Consider the following 23953-nt stretch of genomic DNA (forward strand, 5'->3'; position numbering starts at 1 on the left):
AACGGCGGCGCGGCGCTTTGATCAGCGCCGCGCGCCTGACGTTCAATCATCCGCGTAAGGGTTCTTGGTGCCGCGCAACGACAGCCGCAGCGGCGTGCCTTCCAGATGAAACTGCTCGCGCAACGAATTCATCAGGTACCGTTGATAGGTCTCCGGCGTCATTTCGCAGCGCGTGCCGAACATCGCGAAACTCGGCGGCCGCGCCTTCACCTGGGTGATATAGCGCAGTTTCAACCGCCGGCCTTCGACCAGGGGCGGTGGAAACCGCTCCAGCGCGCCCTCGAACCAGCGGTTCAGCGCGCCGGTCGAGACGCGCTTGTTCCAGATCACATCGGCCTCGCGCACCGCAGGCAGCAATTTACTCATGCCCTCGCCGGTCTCGGCCGATAGCGGGACCGTGACGATCCCCTTCAACTGCGACAGCGAGGATTCCAGCCGATCCTTGATTGCGCGGCGCGTCTTGTCGCGATCCTCGACCAGATCCCATTTCGTCAACGCAATCACACAAGCCCGCCCCTCGCGCTCGACCAGCCGGGCGATCTGCAAATCCTGATCGTGGATGCCCTCATGCGCATCGATCGCCAGCACCACCGTATCGGCGAATTTCAGGGCTTCGAGCGTCGAGGAGGTCGATAGTTTCTCGAGCCCCGCCTCGACCCGCGCGCGCTTGCGCAGCCCGGCGGTGTCGAACAGGCGGTAGCGCGTGCCGGTGCCATCGGTCAGTTCGGCGGCGATCGCATCGCGCGTCAGCCCCGGTTCCGGCCCGGTGATCGAGCGTTCCTCGCCCAGCAGCCGGTTGAGCAGGGTCGATTTGCCGGCGTTCGGCCGCCCGACCAGCGCCAGATGCAGCGGCCGCTCGCCTTCGGGCTCACCATCGCCGATCGTCGCGGGCAGGGCATCCAGGATCTGGTCGATCAGGTCGGAAACGCCCTCGTTATGTTCGGCCGAAATCGCCACCGGCTCGCCGAGCCCGAGCGCATAGGCCTCGAGCGCCGCCGAGCCACCGCCGCGCCCCTCGGATTTATTGGCGACCACGATCACCGGCTTACCAGCGCGCCGCAGCCAGGCCGCGAAATGCCGATCTTCCGGCAGCAGGCCGGCGCGCGAATCGATCACGAACAGCACCAGATCCGCCTGTTCGACGGCGGTGCCGGTGGAAGCGCGCATCCGCCCCGGCAGGCTGTCCGGCGGTGCCTCTTCCAGCCCGGCGGTGTCGATCAGCTGAACCTTGCGGCCGTATAGCTCGCCCCACGCCTCCTTGCGGTCGCGCGTCACCCCCGGCTCATCGGCGACCAGCGCGATGCGCTTGCCGGCGAGGCGGTTGAACAGGGTCGATTTGCCGACATTCGGCCGCCCGCAGATCGCAACCCGCGGCGCCCGGTTTTCGGGGAGGGGCGCCTCGATGTCGCTCATCGGTACGCGGTCAGCACCGCATCGCGGGTCATGGCCAGCAAGGTGCCGCCCACCGCGATCGGCGGTTCATCGGCGACGCCGTGCAGTTCGATGCTGTCTTCGGGTCTGGCGAGCAGCACGCCGGTCCGCGCATCCACCACGATCATTCGCTGGTCCGACCCGGTCAGGATCAGGCCGTTGCCGGCCACCACCGGCCCATGCCAGCGCAGCGGGCCGTAGGATTTCTTGGGGTTCTTGAAGGCGGGCAGGTCGGTCACCCACGACACGTAGCCCTCCGCCATATGAATCGCGGCGAGGCGCTGGTCATCGGTCAGCAGGAACAGCCATTCGCCGGCAATCGCCGGTGTCTCGGCGCCACCCGCGCCTTTGCCCCAGATCCGCCGGCCGGACCGCAGGTCGAACGCGACCGTGGTGCCGGCGACCCCGGTCACCACGACCAGATTATTGCCGATCACCGGATTGGCGACGATGCTCGAGACATTGAGCGGATTGGCGGTGTCGTATCCGGCCGCCAGGCTCTGCTCCCACACCGCCGAACCGGTCGCGGCATTGATTCCGGCCACCAGGCCGGTGCCGAACCCGGCCACCACCACGCCCTGGTCGTAGGCCGGCGCGCCGGCGCCGAACATCGAGTTCGACGACGAGCCGGTCGGAAACCGCCACACCAGATTGCCGGTTTTCGCATCGAGCGCGACCAGCGTGTTGTCGATCAGCACGACATAGATGTTGCCGCCGCCGACCGTGGGGGCCGAGCGCGCGGGCTGACCGAGCTTGCGGGTCCAGCGCGTTGCCCCGGTTGCCGGATCGAGCATGCGCAACTCGGCAAAGCCGGTCGCGACATAGAGCGCGCCTTCAGCGTAGGCGAGGCCGCCGCCGAAGGCGAAGCTGCTATCGTGTTTCGGGCGCATCTTCTGGCGCCAGACATGCTGTCCGTTGGCGAACATTACGGCATCGACGAAGCCGTTGGCATCGATCGTGAAGACTTTGCCGGCCGCGACGACCGGCTGCACATGCAGGGAACGCCGATAGCTCGCCCCGGCGCCGATGCTGGTGCGCCATGCCTCGGTCAGCCGTTCGGGCAGCGCGGCGACGCCGGTGTTGTGCTTGGCATTGCCGCCGGCCTGCGGCCAGTCGGCGCGTGGCGTCGGCGCCGGCAGCCCGACCGGCGGGGCGTTGTCGTCGACCGAGAGCGGCTCGTGCGGCGGCAGCACCGGAATTTTGATGCCCGGCACCGGCTTTTTGTCCGAACCCTCGAACAGGCTGCAGCCCGAAAGCAGGGCGGCCGACATCAGCAGCGCGCCGCGCCGCCCGATGTTGGAAATGGCGCGTGGTGTTGTCATGGTATGTTCGGTCATCCGTTCAGTTTCGCCATCAGCCCTTCGGCCAGATTCCGCACATTGGCCGGTGCCGCCGGATCGGCGGTGACCTCGCCCAGCAGCGTGGTCGCGGCGCTGGTCTTGCCGTCCTGCATGTCGAGCACCGCGGCACTCACCTGCGCCATGTCGTGCCAGGGGTTGGACCCCGCCATCAGGGGCTGCAACCGCGCCATCACCGTCGCGTTCGGCACCGTGCCCATCGCGTGCTGCGCCCAGAGCAGGTTGGCGAGGCCGCGCAAGGTTGCATCGGCGCCGCTATCCGCCGCGCCCAATTGGCTCCAGAGCGCTTCGGCATCCTTGGTATCGCCCGCGCCCTGATACAGTGCGGCGGCGCGGAAGCGCGCGAGTGCTGCGTAGCCGGCGGGGGCTTTCGCGGCGAACGCGACCAGCGATTTGGCATCCGCCAGATCGCTCGCCTTGGTAGCGCCGGCGCCGGCCGCGGCGATCCGGTCGGTCAACGCGAGGTAGGCGGTTGCCGCGCGGGTATTCTCGCGCTGGTGATACCATTGCAGCGTCTTCCACCCGCCGATGCCGATCAGCACCAGCCCGGCCGCTGCGATGAACACACCGGCATAGCGGACCATGAACTTGCGGGTGCGCTCGGCACGCAGATCATCGGCAACTTCGTCGAAAATATCGGGCACGCAGGGTCTCGCTTCAGGAATGCGCGCGCTGCCGGCAGGGCGGCGGCGCGCCGATTTCGGGGTTGACGCGGCCGGACCATAGCGGCGCGCGCGTTTCAGGGCAACGTAACCGGATTTTCACTATTTCATGGCATTGAGTGATCATGCGCTTCATCATCGCCCTGCTGTGCCTGATCCCGCTCGCCGGCTGCGGCCTCGGCGCTGGTGGCGGCCTCGGTGTCGCCGCCGGTGCCAATGTGCTGGCCATCACCACGATTCACCGCACCATTCCGGATGCGGTGATCTCGCTGGTCACCGGCAAGGATTGCTCGATGGTCCGGCTCGACCAGAACAAATCCTACTGCCGCCACCCGCATCCGCTGCCGCCGCCGGTTCCCTATTGCACGCAGACGCTCGGTAACGCGACGTGCTGGGCCGATCCCTCGCAATTGCCGGACCACGCGCCGCAGGTTGCCGCCGGACCCGATCAGCTCAGCCCGCTGCAACTCGCGAACCGCGACCGCAGCTGGCCCTGACCCTCAGGCCGGCCACAGCCAGGCCGCGCCGCGCACGCCCGACGAATCGCCATGCTTGTTGCGGCGGATCGGCGTGTCGAACGTGTCGCTGATCACGAAGGGTTTCATCAGGCCCGGCACGTCGCGGTACAGATGATCGAGGTTGGAAAGCCCGCCGCCCAGCACGATTACATCGGGGTCGAGGATGTTCACGATCATCGCGAGGCCGCGTGCCAGCCGCTCGGCATGGATCGCCAGCGCCCGGATCGCCCGCTCATCGCCGGCCGCCGCCCGCGCCGGCAGCCCGCCGGCATCGCGCGCGCCGATGCCATCGGCCTCCGCCGCCAGCGCCGGACCCGCGAGATAGGTTTCAAGACAGCCGACCTTGCCGCACCAGCAGCGCCGCATCGGCACCTCTTCACTGCGTGGCCAGGGCAGGGGGGTGTGGCCCCATTCGCCGGCGATCCGATGCCGCCCTTCGAGCACGGCACCACCGACCACGATGCCGCCGCCGCAGCCGGTGCCGATGATCACGCCGAACACGCAATGCGCGCCGGCGCCCGCGCCATCGGATGCTTCGCTCATCGCAAAGCAGTTCGCATCGTTGGAGACACGCACCGGCCTTCCCAGCCGTGCCTCGAGGTCCTTGTCGAACGGATTGCCGTTCAGCCGCTCGGAATTGGCGTTCTTCACAAAACCGGTGGCCGGGCTGATGGTGCCGGGGATGCCGATGCCGATGCCGTTGGCCCGCCCGAGCGCGCGCTCGGTGCCCGCCACCAGCTCCGCGATCGCCTCGATCGTCGCCCGGTAATCCGGCGGCGTCGGCACCCGCACCCGGTGTTCAAGGTCGCCGCTGTCCATCAGCGCCGCGATTTCGATCTTGGTGCCGCCGAGATCGATGCCGATACGATACGTCATGGTCCGTCCTGTGGGTTTTTATTATCGCCTCTATCTCCCGTATGACGCTCTTGCTCAAGAGGGGCCGACACGCCACCATACAGGCCATGGCGGATGCGATGGTGGACGCGCGATTCCTGAAATGCCCGATGCCGGTGCTGCGCGCCGCGCGCGCACTGCGCGGTCTCGCGCCCGGCGAGCGGCTGCGCGTGCTGGCGACCGACCCCGGCGCGGTGGTCGATTTCCGCGATTTCTGCCGCGATACCGGCCACGCCCTGGTCTCGTGGAGCGAGTTGAAAGGTGTGCTGAGCTTCACCATCAAATGCGCCGCCCCGCCATCGCCCGCAAAGGTCTGACCCTGACATGCCCGTCGCCCTGATCACCCATCCGGATTGCTTCGACCACGACACCGGGCCGCACCATCCCGAGCGGCCGGCAAGGTTGCGGGCGGTGCTCGCCGCCCTCGAACAGCCGGAGTTCCAACCCCTGCTGCGCGAAGCCGCGCCGGAAGCGCCGGAAGCGGCGATTCGCGGCGTGCATCAGGACGCCTATGTCGATGCGATGTTCGCCCTCGCCCCGGCCAGCGACGAAAAAATCCACCTTGATGCCGATACGATCGCGAGCGAAGGTACCCTGCGCGCCGCCCTGCGGGCCGCGGGCGGCGCGATGCGCGGGGTCGATGCGGTGCAGGAAGGCTGGGCGCGCTGCGCCTTCGTGGCCACCCGCCCGCCCGGCCATCACGCCGAACCGGACCGCGCGATGGGCTTCTGCCTGTTTGGCAATGCCGCGATCGCCGCCAATCACGCCCGCGCCCACGGGTTGCGCCGCATCGCGGTGGTCGATTTCGATGTTCACCACGGCAACGGCACCCAGGCGATGTTCGAAAACGACCCCGACCTGTTCTATGCCTCGTCGCACCAGTTTCCCTGCTATCCCGGCACCGGCGGGCCGAGCGAGACCGGGATCGCGAGTAATATCGTCAATGCCATCCTGCCCCCCGAATCGGGTTCGGCCGAGTTCCGCGCCGCGTGGCGCGACATATTGATCCCGGCACTCGACCGGTTTGCCCCGGAACTGCTGATCATCTCGGCCGGGTTCGATGCTCATCGCGCCGATCCGCTGGCGCAGCTCAATGTCGAGACCGAGGATTTCGCCTGGCTGACCACCGCGCTGATGGAGGTCGCGGACCGCCATTGCGGCGGCCGCATCGTCTCGCTGCTCGAAGGCGGCTACGATCTGGCTGCGCTCGCCGCCGGCACCGCCGCGCATGTCCGTGCCTTGATGCGCATCTGATCCGCCGCTATCGGTGGCCAAAACCGAGGAGTTTTCACCATGGCGGTTACCAAACCAGGGGCGGCGGCGGATGCGGTCGCTGACATCGGCGCGCTGAGTTTCGAGGACGCGTTGGCCGAGCTCGAGCGCATCGTGCGCGGCCTCGAATCGGGGTCGCAGAAACTCGAGGACGCCATCGCCGCCTACGAGCGCGGCGCCGCGCTGAAACGCCACTGCGACGCGCGCCTCGCCGAGGCGGAAAGCCGGGTGCAGGCGATCGTCGCGAAAGCCGATGGATCGCTCGGATTGAAGGATGCCTCATCATGAGTGAAGTCATGCAGACCGTCGCACTGCGCGACGGGTTGAACGGCGCGGCCGCCCTGATCGAAACCGAGCTCGATGCCTTGCTGCCGGTGCCGGAGGGCGAGGAGCACCGCCTGGTCGAAGCCATGCGCTACGCCGTGATGGGCGGCGGCAAGCGGATGCGCGGCTTCCTTGCGATCGAAACCGCGCGCATGTTCTCGGTCAACATCACCTGTGCCGCGCGCGTCGCCGCCTCGGTCGAGATGTTGCACGCCTATTCGCTGATCCATGACGATCTGCCCGCGATGGATGATGACGATCTGCGGCGCGGCAAACCCTCCTGCCACAAGGCGTTCGACGAGGCCACCGCCATTCTGGCCGGCGATGCGCTGCAGACCCGCGCCTTCGAGGTTCTGGCCGAGCCCGACACCCATTCCGATGCCGAGGTGCGCTGCGAACTGGTGCTCGCACTCGGTGCGGCCTCGGGTTCGCGCGGCATGGTCGGCGGCCAGATGATCGATATCGTCTCCGAGGGCAAGGACCTCGCGCCACCCCTGATCACCAGGTTGCAGGCGCTGAAGACCGGCCGGCTGATCCAGTACAGCGCCGAGGCCGGCGCCATTCTCGGCCGCGCCTCCGGCCCGCAGCGCCATTTCATCGCCGCTTATGGGCGTGATCTGGGGGCCGCCTTCCAGATCGCCGATGACATCCTTGATGCCGAAGGGTCGGATGCCACCCTCGGCAAGACCGCCGGCAAGGACGCTGCCCAGGGCAAGGCGACCATGGTGTCGGTGATGGGTATCGAACGCGCGCGGATGCAGGCGGAGCATCTGGCCAAGCAGGCGGCGACCTATCTGGACAGCTTCGGCGAAAAGGCTGCGCTGCTGCGGGCACTCGCGGCCTATACGGTCACGCGCCGGAACTGAGTATCGCTGCGATGCGCCTTGTATCGGTCACGCGCATCCTGAACGAGGACGACATCGTCGAGGCGTTCGTGCGGCATAATCACGCCAGCCTCGATCACATGGTGTTTCTCGACAACGGCAGCACCGATGCGACGCTCGACATCCTGCGCCAGTTGCAGGCGGAGGGGCTGCGCCTGTCGGTGTTTCAGACGATTGCCGCGGGGTTCGACGAGGTTGCGGTGAACACATGGCTCTACCGCATGGCCGACCAGATGCATCGCGCCGACTTTGTGGTGTTTCTCGATGCCGATGAGTTCATCACCACGACCGATGCGCCATTGGCCGATTTGCTGGCCGCGCGGCCGGTGCAGGACCGTGCGGTGGCGGTGCCGCTGATGCATTATTTTGACACAGTGGAAGACGATGCGGCCGAACTGATCGTGCCGGTGCGCCTGCGCTGGCGGGTGCGCGTGCCGACCGGTGTCACCAAAATGATCGTCCGCGGCGGGCTCGGCACCCGGATCACGATCGATGCCGGCAATCACGGCGGCACGCTCGATGGCCGGCCGGTGCCGACGCCGCGCGCGCATAACGTCGCCCTCGCGCACTACCCGCGCCGCTCCGGCTGGCACGACATGCAGAAATCGGCGATCGGCTGGCTCAAGGTGCTCGCCGCCGGTCAGGCAACCGTCGATCAGGGCAGGTCCGCGCACTACCGCGCCCCGTTCGAACGGATGCGCGATGCGCCGGGCACGCTGCTGGTCAACACCGGCTATCTGGCACCGCCGGTCGATCACGAGGGCGCCATCCTGGCGCCGATCACCTATCGCGGCGGCCCCTTGCGCTATACCAAGGCGAACGATCCGGCGCGCAAGGCCTTCATGCTTGCCCTGCACTACGCCGAGCAGCTCGCCCGCCAGCACGGCGCCTTGCAGGATCGCTCGCCGGAAGCCAGGCAGATCGTCACCGCCTGGAACGCCGAGCGACGATTTCTATTTTGAACACGCCATACGGAGGTCCCGATGAGCGCCGATATTCAACAGGACGATAACGACCCGATCGTGCTGCGCGCGCGCGCTGTGCTCGAAGCCGTTTCCGATCCCGAACTGCCGATGCTCAGCATCGTCGATCTCGGCATCTTGCGCGACATCCTGCCCTATCGCGGCGGGGTCGAGGTGCTGATGCTGCCGACCTATCCGGGCTGTCCCGCGCTCGATATGATCGCGCTTGAAATCAATGGCGCCCTGACGTCGGCCGGGATTTTTCCGGTCAAGGTCACCATGGTGACCAGCCCGGACTGGAGCACCGACATGATGTCGCCCGATGCGCTGCGCAAACTGAGTGCTTCCGGCATCGCGCCGCCCGAACGCAACAAGCCGGTGGTCTGCCCGAAATGCCTCTCGCCCGCGGTCGAGGAGGTCAACCCGTTCGGCTCGACCGCCTGCCGCGCGATCTGGCGCTGCACCGCGTGCGACACCGGGTTCGATCGGTTCAAGTGCCATTGAGGTGCTTGGAGAAAAGGGAAGGCTTCTTTTTTGTAAAAAAGAAGCAAAAAACTTTCTGACTCTGGGGCACGGGCGTTTGAAACGGCACGGGCCCAAATTAACAAAGTTTTTTTTGCTTCTTTTTTGTTCACAAAAAAGAAGACCTTCGCTTGCCTTTGCGTCCCGGACCGCTGGTCAGCAAGCTTGTCCCATCGATCCCGCCCCCCTACACTCGCGCCATCCGGCAACGATCGAGCCAAGGCCGGGCGGGGACGAAACGAACACATGATCAGGCTTTTCAGGGGTGATGAGCACCGGTCGGGCTGGCTGATACCGGGTGTTGCGGTTCTGCTGGCGGCGTCCGCAGCGCGGGCGCAAACCGTGCCGCAAGCGCCGATCATCGTGCTGCCGGCCGCACCGAAATCGAGCATCCACATCCGGAAAATCGTGGTCGATGCCTCGCCTCTGGCCGACACCGGCATCAACATCGCCAAATTTCCCGCCCTGGTGCAGGTGCTCGATGCGAAGGACATCAGCGCCGGCGGCACGGCGGATGCGGCGCAGGCGCTCAACCGCCAGGCCGCCGGCGTCAATCTGGTGAACAGTCAGGCCAACCCCTACCAGCCCAACATTCTCTATCACGGCTTCGAACTCTCCCCGATTCAGGGCACGCCGGCCGGGCTGAGCGTCTATGTCGATGGCGCGCGCTTCAACCTGCCGTTCGGCGATCTCGCGATCATGAGCGCGTTGCCTGACAGCGCGATCCATACGCTCAGCGTCGAGGACGGTAATCCGCTGTTCGGGCTGAACGCGCTGGGTGGTGCGGTCAATATCGCGATGAAGACGGGCTTCGATTATCACGGCGGCGAGATCGAGTTGTCCGGCGGCTCGTTCGGCAAGATCGACGCCAATCTGCAATACGGTGTCCAGCACGGCAATGTTGCCGCCTATGTCGATCTGCAGGAACGCCACGAGGCGGGGTGGCGCGACCTGCAATCCTCCGATCTGCAGAATTTCTATGGTGATCTGGGCTGGCGCGGTCCGCACGCGACGCTGCATGTCAATGCCACCATCGCCAATTCTGTGCTCAACGGCCCGGGGACGGTGCCGGTGCAGATTCTGAGCGTCGCGCCATCGGCCCAGTTCACCGGGCCGAACGTGATCGCCGATAAATACGCCAAGCTGAGCGCCACGCTGAACACCGCGCTCAGCAAGACCACTTCGGTGCAGGGCGTGCTCTATTACGATTACCTGCTGGAGCATCTGGTCAACGGCAACGGCCCGAGCGACCTGCCCTGCGGGCCGGGTCCGGATGCGGGATATCTTTGCCAGGGCGGGCCCGGCAATCCGGTTGCGACCATGCGCGGCGGTGCCCCGATCCCGAATTTCCTGCCCCAGCCCGGACCGGGCGGTTACTACCGGTACGGCCAACTCAACCTGAACTCGACCAATACGAACGGCTATGGCGGATCGATCCAGATTTCCAACACCACGCCGGTGTTCGGTCTGCATAACCATATCATCGCCGGTCTGAGCTACGATGGCGGCTTCACGAAATATGATGCCGCCGCCTATGATGGCGGCATCGTGAGCCTGCCGCGCGTGTTCTACACCCCGCCCGGCATTCCTGATCCGGGCTACAAGGTGGATCAGCCGGGCACCGTGCCGGTCGGCGTGGTGATCCGCAATGCCTATTACGGTGCCTATGTTTCGGACACGCTGAGCCTGACCGACACGTTTTCGATCACCGCCGGTGCGCGCTTCAACATTGCCAATATCGCGCTGCACGACCAGGACCCGATCGACCCGAACGCCCCCGGCGTTGGTCTGAGCGGGCGGCATTATTACGAACATCTGAACCCCGCCCTCGGCTTTGCCGACAACATCACGCCGTTGACGACGCTCTACGGCGGCTATTCCGAGGCGAATGCGGCGCCGACGCCGGCCGAATTGTCGTGCGCGAGTCCGCTCGATAGCTGTGCGCTGGCGAATTTCCTGTCGGGCGATCCCAACCTGCGCCAGATCGTGGCGCGCACATTCGCGCTCGGGCTGCGCGGTGCCACGATCGGGCCGGGCGGGTCGACCTTCAGCTATAATGCTGATTACTATCATACCGTCACAAACGATGACATCGAGTTCCTGCAATCGCCGTACAACCCGCTTGGCACCGGCTATTTCAGCAATATCGGCAACGTCAAGCGCGCCGGGTTCGACTTGCAACTGCGCCTCGATGCGACACGTTGGCACGCGTATTTCGGCTATTCGCGTGTCAATGCGACCTATCAGAACGGCTTCACCACACAATCCAACAACCCCGCCGCGGATGCCAACGGCAATATCACCATCCTGCCCGGCGATTACCTGCCGGGCATTCCACGCAATTTGTTCAAAGCGGGCGGCAGCTACGATGTCACGCCGAAATGGTCGATCGGGCTTTCCGGCGTCGCCCAAACGTCGTCGTTTCTGTACGGCGATGCCGCCAACCTGACGCCGCCGCTGCCCGGCTATGTCGTGCTGAACCTGACCACGCGCTACAAACTAACCCCGAAGCTCGAATTGTTCGGCGTGGTCGATAACATCACCGATACCACCTACTATAATTACGGCACGTTCTCGCCGGCCGGCGGTGTCTACGTGGCGCAGGATCCGGGCTTCAGCAATCCGCGCAGCTATAGTATTGCGGCGCCGATTGCGGGGATTGTGGGGGTTAAGGTTAAGTTTTAGGGAGCGCTTCTTTTTTGTAAAAAAGAAGCAAAAAAATTTCTATTCATTGGGACTACACCCGCGTCAACGCCATAGCCCAGATAAACGAGAGTTTTTTTGCTTCTTTTTTTGCAAAAAAAGAAGTGCTTCCTCCCCTTACGATCCCCCTTGTCCCACCGCGTCGCTAATTTATAGATCAAGCATGATTCTCCTCACCCTGCTCGATCTGGCCGGCGCCGTCGCCCTGCTGCTCTGGGGCATCAGAATGGTGCAGACCGGCGTGCAGCGCGCCTTCGGTGCCCGGCTGCGCGGCTTTCTCGATACCGCCCTGCGCAACCGGTTTTCCGGCTTCATCGCCGGACTCGGCGTGACCGCCGTGTTGCAGAGCAGTACCGCGACCGGGCTGATGGTAACGGGTTTCGCCGCGGACAGCCTGGTCGGCCTGCTGCCGGCGCTCGCGGTCATGCTGGGTGCGAATGTCGGAACCACGCTGATCGTGCAGGTGTTGTCGTTCAACGTCAGCGCCGTCGCACCCATCCTGATCCTGGCCGGCGTTGCCATGTTCCGCCGGATGACGCAGGGGCCGCGCGATTTCGGCCGCGTGCTGATCGGCCTCGGCCTCGTGCTGCTCGCCTTGCATCAATTCCTCAGCCTGCTCAGCCCTTATGAACATGTCGCCGGGCTACGCGTCGCGCTGCACGCGATCACCGCCTATCCTGTGCTCGATGTGCTGATCGCGGCGGCGCTGACCTGGGCGGCGCATTCCTCGGTCGCCATTGTGCTGCTGGTCATGTCGTTTGCGACCAGGGGGGCAATTCCGGTCGAAGCCGCCCTCGCGCTGGTGCTCGGCGCCAATCTCGGCACCGCGATCAATCCGCTGATCGAAGGGCCGGAGGGCGATGATCCGGCCAACCGCCGCCTGCCGCTCGGCAATGTGTTGAACCGCGCCCTCGGCGTTGCGATCGCTGTGCCGCTGTTGCCGTGGATCGCCCGTGAAATGAGCGCGATCGAGCCCGATCCGGCGCGCGCCGTGGCCGATTTCCACACGCTGTTCAACATCGGGCTCGCGCTGGTGTTTCTGCCCCTGCTGGCCCCTTATGCCGGCCTGCTGCGCCGCCTGCTGCCCTCGCGGATCAACGCCGCCGATCCTTCGCGGCCGCGCTACCTCGATGCCTCGGCGGTCGAAACACCCTTTGTGGCGCTCGGCAGCGCGGCGCGTGAATCGCTGCGGCTCGCCGATGTGCTGGAATCCATGCTCATCGCCCTGCGCCTGCTGATCGAAAAGGGCGACCGCAGGCAACTGGCCGAGACCAAGGCGCTCGACGACGTGCTCGACCGGCTGAACGGCGCGATCAAGACCTATGTCGTCGGCCTCGATCCGGCGGCGATGACCGAGGATGATCATCGTCGTGCGATGGAGATTTTGCGGTTCGCCACCAACATGGAGCACGCGGGCGATGTGGTCGATCGCAATCTGCTGGGGCTGGTTTCGAAAAAGATCAAGCGCGGCCTTGCCTTTTCACCGCAGGGCGAAGCCGAGCTGTTGGGCGCGATCGACCGGCTGCTCAGCAATGTCCGCACCGCGGCCTCGCTGTTCGTGATCGACGATGCGCGGTTGGCCCGCCGCCTCGCCGCCGAGAAACAGGAGTTCCGCGATATCGAGGCGAGCGCGACCGAGGCGCATTTCCAGCGCCTGCGCGCCGGCCGGCTCGACAGCACGGAGACCAGTTCGCTGCATCTCGACATGTTGCGCGACCTCAAGCGGGTCAACACCCATCTGGTCGCGGCCGCCGCCTATCCGGTACTGGAAAGCAAGGGCGAATTGCTGCCGAGCCGCATCCGCGATCGACCCGACCATGCGCCCTCCGGCGTGGGGCCTGATCTAGCGGCGGCGGGCGAGGGCGATGATCCGCCGCGCCTCGGCCCATAATTCATACGCATCGAACTCAGCCTCAGCGACCCAGGCGACGGCGCTGACATCGCCGCCCGGCCGTGCGTCGCCACCCTGGTAGTCAGCGGCGAAATCCAGGATGGTGTAGTGGTATTCGATGCGGCCCTCGGTGTTGCGATGGATCGAATCGACCGCGCCCGCGAGCCATAATGCCCCGACCGTGAGCCCGGTTTCCTCGACCAATTCCCGCCGCGCCGCGGCCTCGGCGGTTTCGCCCAATTCCTGCCCGCCGCCTGGCAGGCTCCACGCGCCCTGTGCCGGTGGCTGGCCGCGCCGCACCAGCAGAACAGCCTCGCCGCGCAGCACGACGATGCCGATGCCCACCCGCGGCGCATCGGGGTAGCGCCGGCTCATCCGGCCACCAGCGCGCGGATCGCGCGCGCCTGGTCGAACAGATGCAGCAGCGTGCGCACCGCGAGTCCGCGCGGCGAGGCGAGGGTGGGGTCGGCATCGATCAGCATGGTCGCGTCCTTGTGTGCCATCGGGATCAGATCGCCGTCGCGCTCGGCATCCGCCAGCACATACCCCGGCAGGCCGGATTGCTTCGCGCCCAGCACATCACCGCCGCCGCGCAGTGAAAAATCCTCATCGGCGATGCGAAACCCATCCTCGGTCTCGCGCAGAATGGCGAGGCGCTTGCGCGCTGGCTTGGTCAGCTTGTCGTGCAGCAGCAAGCAGAAGCTCGCTGCCCGGCCACGCCCGACCCGGCCGCGCAGCTGGTGCAGCTGCGCGAGGCCGAACCGCTCGGCGTGCTCGATCACCATGACATTGGCATCCGGCACATCGACGCCGACTTCGATCACCGTGGTCGAGACCAGGATATCGACGGCGCCGCGCGCAAACCCATCGAGTGCCGCGGCCCGCACCTCGATCGTCTGGCGCCCGTGCGCCAGCGCCACCCGGTTGCCGAACCGCTCGGCAAGCGCTGCATGGCGCAGCTCGGCGGCGGCGATATCGAGCATCTCGCTCTCCGACACCAGCGGGCACACCCAATAGACGCGCCCGCCCTGGCCGATCATCCGCTCGATGGCCTCGATCACATCAGGCATCTTGTCGATCGGGTGGAGCGAGGTGCGGATCGGCGTGCGCCCGGCGGGTTTTTCGGTGATCCGGCTGATCGTCATCTCGCCCCAATGCGACAGCAGCAGGGTGCGCGGGATCGGCGTCGCGGTCATCACCAGCATGTCGGTCGCAACACCTTTGGCACCCAGCGCGAACCGCTGATCGACGCCGAAGCGGTGCTGCTCGTCGATCACCGCGAGGCCCAGATCATGGAACTGCACCGATTTCTGAAAGATCGCGTGCGTGCCGATCACGATCGGGATCGCACCATCGGCGATGCCGGCCAGCGTCCGCCGCCGTTCGGCCGCTTTCAGCGACCCGGTCAGCAGCGCCACCGGCACCGGGCAGAGCCGCGACAGCGTGGCGAAATGCTGGCGCGCGAGCAACTCGGTGGGCGCGAGCAACGCGACCTGCGCGCCGGCGCCGACCACGCGCAGCATCGCCAGCATTGCCACCAGCGTCTTGCCTGAGCCGACATCGCCTTGCAGCAGCCGCAGCATCCGGTGCGGTGCCGCCAGATCGGCGTCGATCTCGGCGAGCACCGATAATTGGGCTTCGGTCGGCCGATGGCCGAAGCGGGTGAGGGCGGTGCGCCGCAATTCCGCCCCACCCTGAAACGACCGGCCCGGCCGCTTGCGCCGGCGGCGGCGGATCAGCGCGAAGGCGATCTGGCGGGCCAGAAATTCATCATACGCGAGGCGGCGGGCCGGCTTGTCATCGGGGATGTCCGTGGGTGCCTGCAACGCGCGCAAAGCGGCGTTGAAGCCTGGCCAGCCCCGCGCGCGCATAATTTGGTCCTGCTGCCATTCGGCGAGGTCCGGCAACCGGGCCAGGGCCGCGTTCATCGCGCGCGCCACCACCTTCGGCACCAATCCTGCGGTCAGCCCCCAGACCGGCTCGACCAGCGGCAACCCGGCCTCGGCTTCCGCCGGCACCACGTAATCGGGATGCGGCAGCGAGACCCGGTCGTTGAACCGCTCGACCTTGCCCGAAACCGTCAGTCGCGCGCCGATCGGAAACTGCGCCAGCCGCCCGGCATGGAACAGCACGATCTCGCCGAAGCCGCTGGCATCGCGGATCACCACCCGCTGGGGCGATTTCGCGCGCTCGCCCTTGTCGTGGCGCATCACCTCGACCGTGAACGTGCCGATCGCGCCGGGTATGGCGTTGCTCAGCAGGTAGCGCGACCGCCGGTCGATGAAATGCTCCGGCAGGTGAAATAACAGATCGCGGATGGTGGCCCCGCCCACCGCGCGCGCAAGCAGCACCGACAGGCGCGGCCCCAATCCGGGCAGGCTGGTCAGTGGCGCGCGAAAAAATGCAAGCGAATCGGCAGGATCGGTCGTCACGGGCTGACAGTGGCGCGGCCGTCCTCTATATCGCAAGCCATCATGCACACCGATCCCACCGACGCGTTGCTGCAACGCCGCCGCCGCCTGCTCTATCGGGCCACGCACCGCGGCACCTACGAGAACGACCTGATGATCGGCGGTTATGCCCATAAACACATCGCCACGATGGACGAGGTTTCGCTCGATGAATTCGAGGCGGTGATGGAACATCCGGACGCCGAGCTGGCCGACTGGCTGACCGGCCGCTTGCCGATTCCCGACGAGGTGGATAGCCCGATGCTCCGCAGCATCCGCGATCAGGCGGCCGAGGTTGCGCAGGCCAAGCAGGGACGATGAGCCTGCTGAATGTCTACGGCGCGCCCGAAGGGTTCGATGCCGCACTGATTGCCCGCCGCGCCGAGGAAACCGGCACGATCCTGCACATCGCGCGCGACGATGCCCGCCTCGCGCGGCTCGCCGATGCGCTGACCTTCTTTGCGCCCAAGGCCGAGATCATCAAATTCCCCGCCTGGGATTGCCTGCCTTATGACCGCGTCTCACCCAATCCCGCGATCATGGCCGAGCGTGTCGCGGCGCTGGCCCGGCTGCTCGATGCGCCCCATGCGCAATCAGGCGGGCAGCGCATCGTGCTGACCACGGTGAACGCGGCGGTGCAGCGCACCCCGCCGCGCGCCCAGTTCAAGGGTGCCAGCCTCGCGATCGCGCCCGGCGGTAGCATCGCCCCCGAAGACCTCGCCCGCTTCCTCGAACAGCACGGCTATCACCGGGTTGGCACCGTGATGGAGCCCGGCGATTTCGCGATCCGCGGCGGTATTTTCGACGTCTGGCCCTCCGGCGAGGCCGCACCGACGCGGATGGATCTGTTCGGCGATGTGGTGGAAACCCTGCGCCGGTTCGATCCCGGCACCCAGCGCAGCGGCGAGACGGTGGCGGCTCTGGTGTTCCGCCCGGCCTCGGAACTGCCGTTCGACACCGCCTCGGTCAGCCGGTTCCGCACCGCGTTCCGCGACCTGTTCGGCGCCGATGCGGTGAAGGACCCGACCTACGAGGCGATTTCCGATGGCCGCCGCCAGCCCGGCATGGAGCATTTCGCGCCGCTGTTCGCCGGTGCGATGGAAACCATTTTCGACTATGTACCGAACGCCGCCGTCACCCTCGATCATCAGGCCGAGGGCGCCGCCGCCGCACGGTTCGAAATGATCACCGATCATTATCAGGCCCGCCTGGCACCCGCCCGGCCTGGTGATCTGCCCTACCGCCCGATCAAGCCGGAACTGCTGTATTTCGATGCGGCAGGCTTCGAGCAGACCCTCGCCAAGCGCCAGGCGACCAGCTTCTCGCCGTTCGGCCGGCCTGATGGCGCGGCGGGCGTGGAAGCCGGAGGCCGGCCGGGTGCGATTCTGGCGACCGGCCAGTCCGGCGTCTCGGTCTATGACGAATTCAAGATGCTCGCATCGCGCTGGCGCGAAGCCGGCCGCAAAGTGGTGCTTGCCGCCTGGAGTGCCGGTTCGCGCGACCGGCTCGCCGCCCTGCTGCGCGACCACGGCATGCGCTCGATCCCGATCGACAACGCGGCCGAAGCCCGCATCGCCCAGGGCGACGCCGTGCTGCTCGCGGTGCTGGGGCTCGAACGCGGCTATGTCGCCGATGATCTCGCGATCGTGGCGGAACAGGACCTGCTTGGCGCGCGCATCGCCCGCCCGCCGCGCCGCCGCCAGCGCGCTGACCAGTTCATCGCCGATGCGACCGAAATTGCCGAGGGCGATCTGGTGGTCCACCAGGAGCATGGCATCGGCCGCTACGACGGGCTGGTTACCCTCAGCGTCGATGGCGCGCCGCACGACTGCCTGCGCCTGCTGTATGATGGCGACCACAAGCTGTTCCTGCCGGTCGAGAACATCGATCTGCTGTCGCGTTTCGGCACTGAAACCGGCGGCGTCGGGCTCGATCGGCTGGGTGGCGCCTCCTGGCAGGCGCGCAAGGCGAAGGCCAAAAACCGTATCCGCGACATGGCGGCCGGCCTGATCCGCATCGCGGCCGAACGCAAGCTGCACGACGCGCCGCTGCTCGCCGCCGAAGATGGCGCGTTCGGCGAATTCTGCGCCCGCTTCCCCTACACCGAAACCGAGGATCAGGCCCGCGCCATCGCCGATGTGCTGGAAGACCTCGCCTCCGGCAAACCGATGGACCGGCTGGTGTGCGGCGATGTCGGCTTCGGCAAGACCGAAGTCGCGTTGCGCGCCGCATTCGTTGCCGCCATGGCCGGCACCCAGGTCGCGGTGGTGGTGCCGACCACGCTGCTCGCGCGCCAGCATTATCGGCTGTTCGCCGAACGCTTCGCCGGCCTGCCGATCAAGGTGGCGCAACTTTCGCGCCTGGTTACCGCCAAGGACGCGGCAAAGACCCGCGCCGAACTGGCGGATGGCACCGTCAGCATCATCGTCGGCACCCATGCGGTCCTCGCCAAATCGATCGAATTCGCCGATCTGACCTTGCTGATCGTCGATGAGGAACAGCATTTCGGCGTCGCCCACAAGGAACGGCTGAAACAGCTCAAGGCCGATGTCCATGTGCTGACGCTGACCGCCACGCCGATTCCGCGCACCCTGCAACTCGCACTGACCGGCGTGCGCGACCTGTCGTTGATCACCACCCCGCCGGTCGATCGCCTCGCGGTCCGCACCTTTATCATGCCGTGGGATGCGCTGGTGATCCGCGAGGCGATCGCGCGCGAACGCTTCCGCGGCGGGCAGTTGTTCTGCGTCGTACCGCATATCGAGGATATCGACCGGATGCGCGAGCGCCTGGCCGAAATCGCGCCCGACCTGCGCTGCGCCACCGCCCACGGCAGGCTCGCCCCCACCGAAATCGAACGGGTGATGACCGAGTTCAGCGAGGGCAAATACGATGTCCTGCTCGCGACCAACATCATCGAATCCGGGCTCGACATGCCGGCGGTCAACACCATCCTGATCTGGCGCGCCGATCTGTTCGGCCTCGGCCAGCTGTACCAGCTGCGCGGCCGGGTCGGGCGCGGCAAGCAGCGCGGCTACGCCTATCTCACCTGGCCCGCGACCCATAAACTCGCGGCCTCCGCGCAGAAACGCCTCGAAGTGATGCAGACGCTCGATACGCTGGGTGCCGGCTTCACCCTCGCCTCGCACGATCTCGATCTGCGCGGTGCCGGCAATCTGCTGGGCGATGAACAATCGGGCCATATCCGCGAAGTCGGCATCGAGCTTTACCAGCAGATGCTCGAGGACGCGGTGGCCGATCTGCGCGCATCCGGCAGTAAGACCGAACGCGAATCCGCCCGCGACTGGACACCCAACATCAGCCTCGGCCTGCCGGTGCTGATCCCTGAAGCCTATGTCACGGAATTGCCGGTCCGCCTCGGCCTGTATCGCCGGATCGGCTCGCTCGGCACCGATGCCGAGAGCGAAGCGCTCGCCGCCGAGCTGGTCGACCGGTTCGGCCCGCTGCCGGCCGAGGTCGAGAACCTGCTGGCCACCGTCGCCCTCAAGCGCGCCTGCCGCGACATCGGCGTGGAAAAACTCGAAGCCGGCCCGAAAGGCATGGTAATCGGCTTCCGCGGCAACAGTTTCGCCAACCCCGGCGGCCTGATCGCCTGGCTCGCCACCCGCGCCGGCCTGCTGCGCCTGCGGCCGGACCACAAGCTGGTGATGGCCCGCGAGATGGACGTGCAGGCAAGACTAGCGGCGGCGCGGGATATCGTCGCGAATCTCCAGCGCATCATCGATCAGGCCAAGGCGGCGTGATCCAGGATTTGTGTCAGTTTCAAGTCAAACATAAAGAAATGACGGTTTTTTGACAGTCGAAACTGTCAGGGTATTTTACAGTCATCTGCATGTCATATGTATTCTACAATGAAATCAGGCTGTTAATATTTGGTCCGAAACTTGCAACGCCGATTTTTGCAAGATGCTGATATCGATGCACAGCAAAAAAGGAACGGACCGCATGACCCCAGGATACCAATCGCCGCCACGCTGCCACCTGCCGTATCTGCTAAGCGGCATCGGCCTCGCCGCCTGCCTGCTTGCTGCCGGCCCGGCGTTCGCCGGCGCCTTCAATTTCACAGCGAACGACATCGTTGTCTCAAGCTCGACGTATGCCGGCACTACCAGCACCGTCACGGTTGGGCAGGCGCTGCCCGGCGGTGGTACCGCCACCAACGATGGCAGCTTTCCCGGCGTGTTTCTCAATTCCAGTGTCGATGGCACCTTCGGTATCACTTCGCCGATCAACCTGACCGAAATCGATCCGAACAGTGGTGCCGTCGCCGGCGTTCTTGCCGTGCCGACCAGTGATGTGGTCACGAGCTTCAGCTCCAAATCCGAGCTTTCGCTCAACCTGTCGCAGAACGGCCAGGTTCTGAGCTTCATCGGCTATCAGGCCGGCGTCAATCAACTCGATATCTCAAACGACAACACGCCCGGCGCGATCGACCCGAACAACCCCGACACCGCTGGCCCGAGCTATCGCGTGGTCACCTCGGTCGCTGCCGATGGCAGCATCAGCACCACCACCACCAACGCCTTCAGCGGCGATAACGGCCGTGCCGCGATCGTAGCGAACAACGGGCTGATCTATGCGGCGGGCAATGCGGGCCAGACCAAAAAACCGCCTAGCGCCGTGGTGAACAGCGCCGGTGCGCAGATCATCACCCCCGGCGTCAACGCCACAGCCAGCACCCCCGGCACCCAGCAGGCCGGCGTCTATAACATTACCCAGAACGGCCTGCCCGCCGATAAGACCAGCAAAGACAACAACTTCCGCGGCGTTACCATCGCTAACAACACGCTCTATGTCTCGAAGGGCAGCGGCGGTAATGGCATCAATGGCGTCTATCAGGTCGGCACCGCCGGCACCCTGCCCACCGCAGCCTCGGTCAACTCAGCCCTCGCCGCCGGCACGCCGACCATGACGCTGCTACCCGGCTTTCCGGTCGCCTCCGCCAAGAACGCCACCGACAGCAGCCTCTATTCCTTCGGCATGTTCTTCGCCAATGCCGATACGCTCTATGTTGGCGACGAAGGGCCGCAGGATCTCAATTTCGATCCCAACGCCGGCCTTCAGAAATGGAGCCTGATCAACGGCGCATGGCAGCTCGATTATACGCTTCAATCGGGGCTCAACCTCGATCAATCCTACACCGTCGCCGGTCTCGGCTACGATATCGCCAACACCGGCCTGCGCGACATCACCGGCCGGGTCAACGCCGATGGTACGGTCAGCCTGTTCGGCATCGGCGCCACCTATGGCACCAACCCGCTCGATGGTGATCCCGGCGCCGATCCGAATGCGGTGTTCCAGATCACTGATAACCTCGCCGCAATGACCCTGCCGGCCAACGAAAGCTTCAGCACGCTGGTCGCGCCGGTGCTCGGCGTCGTCAATCGCGGCGTCTCCTACACCCCGGTCCCCGAACCCGGCTCGCTCGCTCTGCTCGGCACCGGCGTGCTCGGCATGCTCGCGCTCATCCGCCGCCGCCGCCAGCGCTGAACCGCGCCTTCGGCACGGCGGGATCAGTTGATCGGGTGAATCAACACCGCCGTGCCATAGGCGGTCACCTCGTTCATCGCCTGACCCTGTCCCGCGTCGAACTCGCTGGAATCGAATCGCATGCCGACCACGGCATTGGCGCCCAGCGAGGCGGCGTGGGCCTTCAGCGCCTCGATCGCCTCATCACGCGTCTGATTGACCATCGCGATGTAGCCGCCCTGCGACCCGCCGAAAATCGCGCGGATGCCGCCGAGCATGTTGCCGATGATGGTGCGGCTGCGGATCGACGTGCCGTAGACTGGCCCGATCACGCGGCTGATCTGGGCATTCGCGACCTCGTTGACGGTGACGACGAGAATATCGGGCATCTTCTGCACTCCCCCTGATTCGTTGCTTCACATAACATTGACCAGCGCGCTCTGCATCGGCTTTATGGTGCACAGAAATGGTCATGGATGTAAGCGCCCCGCACCGGTCAGAAGATGCCCCGCAAACCGAGGCGCTGCCGCACGAAACCTTCACCATCACCCGCCCGCTCCGCCAGACCGCCCCGATCGTGATCGCATCGCCGCACTCGGGCAACCTCTATACGCCGGCGTTCCTCGCCGCCTCCCGCCTTGATGCGCGCTCGCTCCGCAAAAGCGAGGACAGTTTCGTCGATGAACTCTGCGCCGCCGCCCCCAGCCTCGGCATCCCGCTGATCACCGCCGCATTCCCCCGCGCCTATTGCGATGCCAACCGCGAACCCTGGGAACTCGACCCCACCATGTTCGAGGATCGACTGCCAGACTACGTCAACACCACCAGCCCCCGCGTCGCCGCCGGGCTCGGCACCATCGCCCGCGTCGTCGCCTCCGGCGAGCCAATCTACCGCCGCAAACTCACCTTCGCCGAAGCCTCGTCACGCATCACCACCTGCTGGCAACCCTACCACGACGCCATGACCGCCCTGATGGCCGAAACCCGCGTGGCGTTCGGCGCCTGCCTGCTGCTCGACATCCACTCGATGCCGACACCCTACGGCACCACAAACGGCCACGGCCCCGATATCGTGCTCGGCGATGCCCACGGCGCCGCCTGCGCGCGACCCATCGTCACCCTCGTCGAACAGTCCCTGCGCGCCGAAGGCTACCTCGTCAAACGCAACGACCCCTACGCCGGCGGCTACGTCACCCGCCACTACGGCCGCCCCCGCGAACGCACCCACGTCCTCCAGATCGAAATCGCCAAACCACTCTACATGGACGAACGTACCATCACCCGCCACGAAAACTTCCCGAACGTCCAAGCCAGCCTCACCCGCGCCATCGCCACCATCGCACAATCAGCGGCGAGCTTCGTGTGAGACCAGGGCTGGGGCGCTCTTGAGAGCAAGCAAGGCCAGGGGCTCTGCCCCTGGACCCCGTTAAAGGCGGAGCCTTTAAAATCCATTAGTTTTAGGTAAGGGGAGGGCGCTGCCTCGGACTTTCCGCTGATCTGGCCTGTGTCGCCCTCCCCTTGCCTAAAACTAGCGGGTTCTAAGGGCTGAGCCCTTAGTGGGGGTCGAGGGGGCAAAGCCCCCCGGCTTGCTTGCTCTCAGCAGCGTCCCAGCCCCGGTCTAACCCGGATCGACCGTGATCTGCGGTGGGTTGCGGAGGGTTTGCAGCACGACGCAGTAGCGTTCGGTGGTTGCGATCAGTCGTGTTGTGGTGGCGGCATCGGCGTCGGTATCGAGGGCGAATCGGAGGGTGATGTCAGTGACGCCGACGGGTGCGGTGCGGTCGGTGCCCAGGGTGCCGCGGGCGTCCCAATGGCCTTCGGCGGTGACTGTGCCGTGATGGATGGTAATTCCCATGGCGGTCGCCACGGCGGCGAGGGTCACGCCGGCGCACGCAACCACGGCATCGAGCAGCATATCGCCCGAGCAGGCCAGGCTGCCATCGCCGCCGGCGGCGGGGTGCAGTCCGGCCTTGATTGTGGCGTGTTTGGTTTCGACCACGCAGGCGAGGGCGGCCTGATCGATCCGTCCCGTGGCGCGTGCCGGGATCACGGCGGTTTCCGGGTGGTCGCGGTAGGCTTGTTTGATCGGCGCCTGCATGGCGCGCAGTTCTGTGGCGTTCATGGTGTTTCCCCTTGCGGCAGTCTGGTCAATCATGTTGCGGCGCACCATATCGCGGCGAACCAATTGAAGGAGAGTATCATGCCTCTGCTGCGAATCGATATGCTGGAGGGGCGCACGGATGCGGAACTCGAAACCCTGCTGGATGCCACCCATGGCGCGATGCTGGCGGCGTTCGGTGTTCCCGAGCGCGATCGTTACCAGATTGTTCATGAGCACAAACCGTCGCGCCTGATCGTGCAGGACACCGGCCTCGGCATTGCGCGCACTGATCGGGTGGTGGTGTTCCAGGTTACTTCGCGTCCGCGCACGCGGGCTGAAAAAGAGGCGTTTTATACCGGGCTTTGTGCGGCGTTGCAGGAGCGGTGCGGCATCGCGCCGGCCGACGTGATGATCTCGATCACCGAAAATGCCGATGAGGACTGGTCGTTCGGCAATGGCGAGGCGCAATTCCTGACCGGTGCGCTGTAAGG

The 23953-nt window shown here is 65.9% G+C and carries 22 protein-coding genes; 14 read left to right on the plus strand and 8 right to left on the minus strand.

The genetic code is table 11. From position 1 onward, the window contains the following. Positions 1 to 42: 42 nt before the first annotated feature. Genes der through B7X49_RS02420 form a run of 3 tightly spaced genes read right to left on the minus strand, consistent with a single transcriptional unit; the run spans position 43 to position 3433 of the window. Complete coding sequence (der, locus tag B7X49_RS02410) at positions 43 to 1413, minus strand: ribosome biogenesis GTPase Der (RefSeq protein ID WP_286703733.1); 1371 nt, start codon at positions 1411 to 1413, stop codon at positions 43 to 45. Then, positions 1410 to 2768 (minus strand): PQQ-binding-like beta-propeller repeat protein, encoded by a 1359-nt coding sequence (locus B7X49_RS02415; RefSeq protein ID WP_286838163.1) that lies wholly within the window; start codon positions 2766 to 2768, stop codon positions 1410 to 1412. Before B7X49_RS02415 ends, der begins: the two co-directional genes overlap by 4 nt. After that, positions 2765 to 3433, minus strand: a complete 669-nt coding sequence (locus B7X49_RS02420) for a tetratricopeptide repeat protein (protein ID WP_029312232.1) — start codon at positions 3431 to 3433, stop codon at positions 2765 to 2767. Before B7X49_RS02420 ends, B7X49_RS02415 begins: the two co-directional genes overlap by 4 nt. A 143-nt stretch (positions 3434 to 3576) precedes the next feature. Between B7X49_RS02420 and B7X49_RS02425 the strand changes: the two genes are divergently transcribed. Then, positions 3577 to 3948, plus strand: a complete 372-nt coding sequence (locus B7X49_RS02425) for a hypothetical protein (protein WP_286703734.1) — start codon at positions 3577 to 3579, stop codon at positions 3946 to 3948. 3 nt (positions 3949 to 3951) lie between these two features. Here the strand turns inward: B7X49_RS02425 and B7X49_RS02430 are convergent, their stop codons facing one another. Then, positions 3952 to 4845, minus strand: coding sequence for an ROK family protein (locus B7X49_RS02430; protein WP_029312230.1), 894 nt, complete (start codon positions 4843 to 4845; stop codon positions 3952 to 3954). Positions 4846 to 4931: 86 nt separating this feature from the next. On the opposite strand from B7X49_RS02430, the gene B7X49_RS02435 reads away from it, so the two are divergent. From B7X49_RS02435 to B7X49_RS02470, 8 genes are all read left to right on the plus strand, one after another. Then, entirely contained in the window at positions 4932 to 5180 is a 249-nt protein-coding gene (locus B7X49_RS02435) for a sulfurtransferase TusA family protein (RefSeq protein WP_029312229.1), read from the plus strand. A gap of 7 nt (positions 5181 to 5187) precedes the next feature. Then, positions 5188 to 6117 carry a histone deacetylase family protein gene (locus B7X49_RS02440; protein ID WP_286703735.1) on the plus strand — a complete coding sequence of 310 codons (930 nt, stop codon included), beginning with the start codon at positions 5188 to 5190 and terminating at the stop codon, positions 6115 to 6117. A gap of 39 nt (positions 6118 to 6156) precedes the next feature. After that, positions 6157 to 6423, plus strand: a complete 267-nt coding sequence (locus B7X49_RS02445; RefSeq protein WP_029312227.1) for an exodeoxyribonuclease VII small subunit — start codon at positions 6157 to 6159, stop codon at positions 6421 to 6423. Further along, positions 6420 to 7325 carry a polyprenyl synthetase family protein gene (locus tag B7X49_RS02450; RefSeq protein WP_029312226.1) on the plus strand — a complete coding sequence of 302 codons (906 nt, stop codon included), beginning with the start codon at positions 6420 to 6422 and terminating at the stop codon, positions 7323 to 7325. The genes B7X49_RS02445 and B7X49_RS02450 overlap by 4 nt, the downstream gene beginning before the upstream one ends. Before the next feature lie 11 nt (positions 7326 to 7336). Next, positions 7337 to 8305, plus strand: a complete 969-nt coding sequence (locus B7X49_RS02455) for a glycosyltransferase family 2 protein (protein WP_286703737.1) — start codon at positions 7337 to 7339, stop codon at positions 8303 to 8305. A gap of 21 nt (positions 8306 to 8326) precedes the next feature. Continuing rightward, positions 8327 to 8809 carry a 1,2-phenylacetyl-CoA epoxidase subunit PaaD gene (gene paaD, locus B7X49_RS02460; RefSeq protein ID WP_286703738.1) on the plus strand — a complete coding sequence of 161 codons (483 nt, stop codon included), beginning with the start codon at positions 8327 to 8329 and terminating at the stop codon, positions 8807 to 8809. A 264-nt stretch (positions 8810 to 9073) separates the two neighbouring features. Continuing rightward, the gene (locus B7X49_RS02465; protein WP_286703739.1) at positions 9074 to 11512 is read left to right on the plus strand and encodes a TonB-dependent receptor; all 2439 of its coding nucleotides are present in this window, start codon (positions 9074 to 9076) and stop codon (positions 11510 to 11512) included. Between the two features lie 181 nt (positions 11513 to 11693). Continuing rightward, complete coding sequence (locus tag B7X49_RS02470) at positions 11694 to 13421, plus strand: Na/Pi cotransporter family protein (RefSeq protein WP_286703740.1); 1728 nt, start codon at positions 11694 to 11696, stop codon at positions 13419 to 13421. Here B7X49_RS02470 and B7X49_RS02475 read toward each other — a convergent pair. Next, entirely contained in the window at positions 13374 to 13796 is a 423-nt protein-coding gene (locus B7X49_RS02475) for an NUDIX hydrolase (protein ID WP_286703741.1), read from the minus strand. The two genes, B7X49_RS02470 and B7X49_RS02475, sit on opposite strands and share 48 nt — an antisense overlap. Further along, a complete protein-coding gene (recG, locus tag B7X49_RS02480) occupies positions 13793 to 15853 on the minus strand; it encodes an ATP-dependent DNA helicase RecG (protein ID WP_286703742.1) in 2061 nt (686 codons plus the stop codon). Before recG ends, B7X49_RS02475 begins: the two co-directional genes overlap by 4 nt. A gap of 42 nt (positions 15854 to 15895) precedes the next feature. Between recG and B7X49_RS02485 the strand changes: the two genes are divergently transcribed. The 3 genes from B7X49_RS02485 (at position 15896) to B7X49_RS02495 (ending at position 21382) form a co-directional block, all read left to right on the plus strand. After that, a complete protein-coding gene (locus B7X49_RS02485) occupies positions 15896 to 16192 on the plus strand; it encodes a succinate dehydrogenase assembly factor 2 (protein WP_286703743.1) in 297 nt (98 codons plus the stop codon). Next, positions 16189 to 19635 carry a transcription-repair coupling factor gene (gene mfd, locus B7X49_RS02490; protein WP_286703744.1) on the plus strand — a complete coding sequence of 1149 codons (3447 nt, stop codon included), beginning with the start codon at positions 16189 to 16191 and terminating at the stop codon, positions 19633 to 19635. Before B7X49_RS02485 ends, mfd begins: the two co-directional genes overlap by 4 nt. Before the next feature lie 202 nt (positions 19636 to 19837). After that, complete coding sequence (locus B7X49_RS02495) at positions 19838 to 21382, plus strand: PEP-CTERM sorting domain-containing protein (protein WP_286703745.1); 1545 nt, start codon at positions 19838 to 19840, stop codon at positions 21380 to 21382. Positions 21383 to 21405: 23 nt separating this feature from the next. Here B7X49_RS02495 and B7X49_RS02500 read toward each other — a convergent pair whose 3' ends face one another. Further along, entirely contained in the window at positions 21406 to 21750 is a 345-nt protein-coding gene (locus B7X49_RS02500; RefSeq protein WP_029312216.1) for a YbjQ family protein, read from the minus strand. 83 nt (positions 21751 to 21833) lie between these two features. Here B7X49_RS02500 and B7X49_RS02505 point away from each other — a divergent pair, with 83 nt between their 5' ends. After that, positions 21834 to 22727, plus strand: coding sequence for an N-formylglutamate amidohydrolase (locus B7X49_RS02505; protein WP_286703746.1), 894 nt, complete (start codon positions 21834 to 21836; stop codon positions 22725 to 22727). Between the two features lie 252 nt (positions 22728 to 22979). Here B7X49_RS02505 and B7X49_RS02510 read toward each other — a convergent pair whose 3' ends face one another. Next, complete coding sequence (locus B7X49_RS02510) at positions 22980 to 23483, minus strand: OsmC family protein (protein ID WP_286703747.1); 504 nt, start codon at positions 23481 to 23483, stop codon at positions 22980 to 22982. Positions 23484 to 23561: 78 nt separating this feature from the next. On the opposite strand from B7X49_RS02510, the gene B7X49_RS02515 reads away from it, so the two are divergent. Then, positions 23562 to 23951 carry a tautomerase family protein gene (locus tag B7X49_RS02515; RefSeq protein WP_286703748.1) on the plus strand — a complete coding sequence of 130 codons (390 nt, stop codon included), beginning with the start codon at positions 23562 to 23564 and terminating at the stop codon, positions 23949 to 23951. The last annotated feature ends 2 nt before the right edge of the window (positions 23952 to 23953 follow it).

It is taken from the genome of Acidiphilium sp. 34-64-41, from assembly GCF_002282635.1.
Lineage (GTDB): Bacteria > Pseudomonadota > Alphaproteobacteria > Acetobacterales > Acetobacteraceae > Acidiphilium > Acidiphilium rubrum.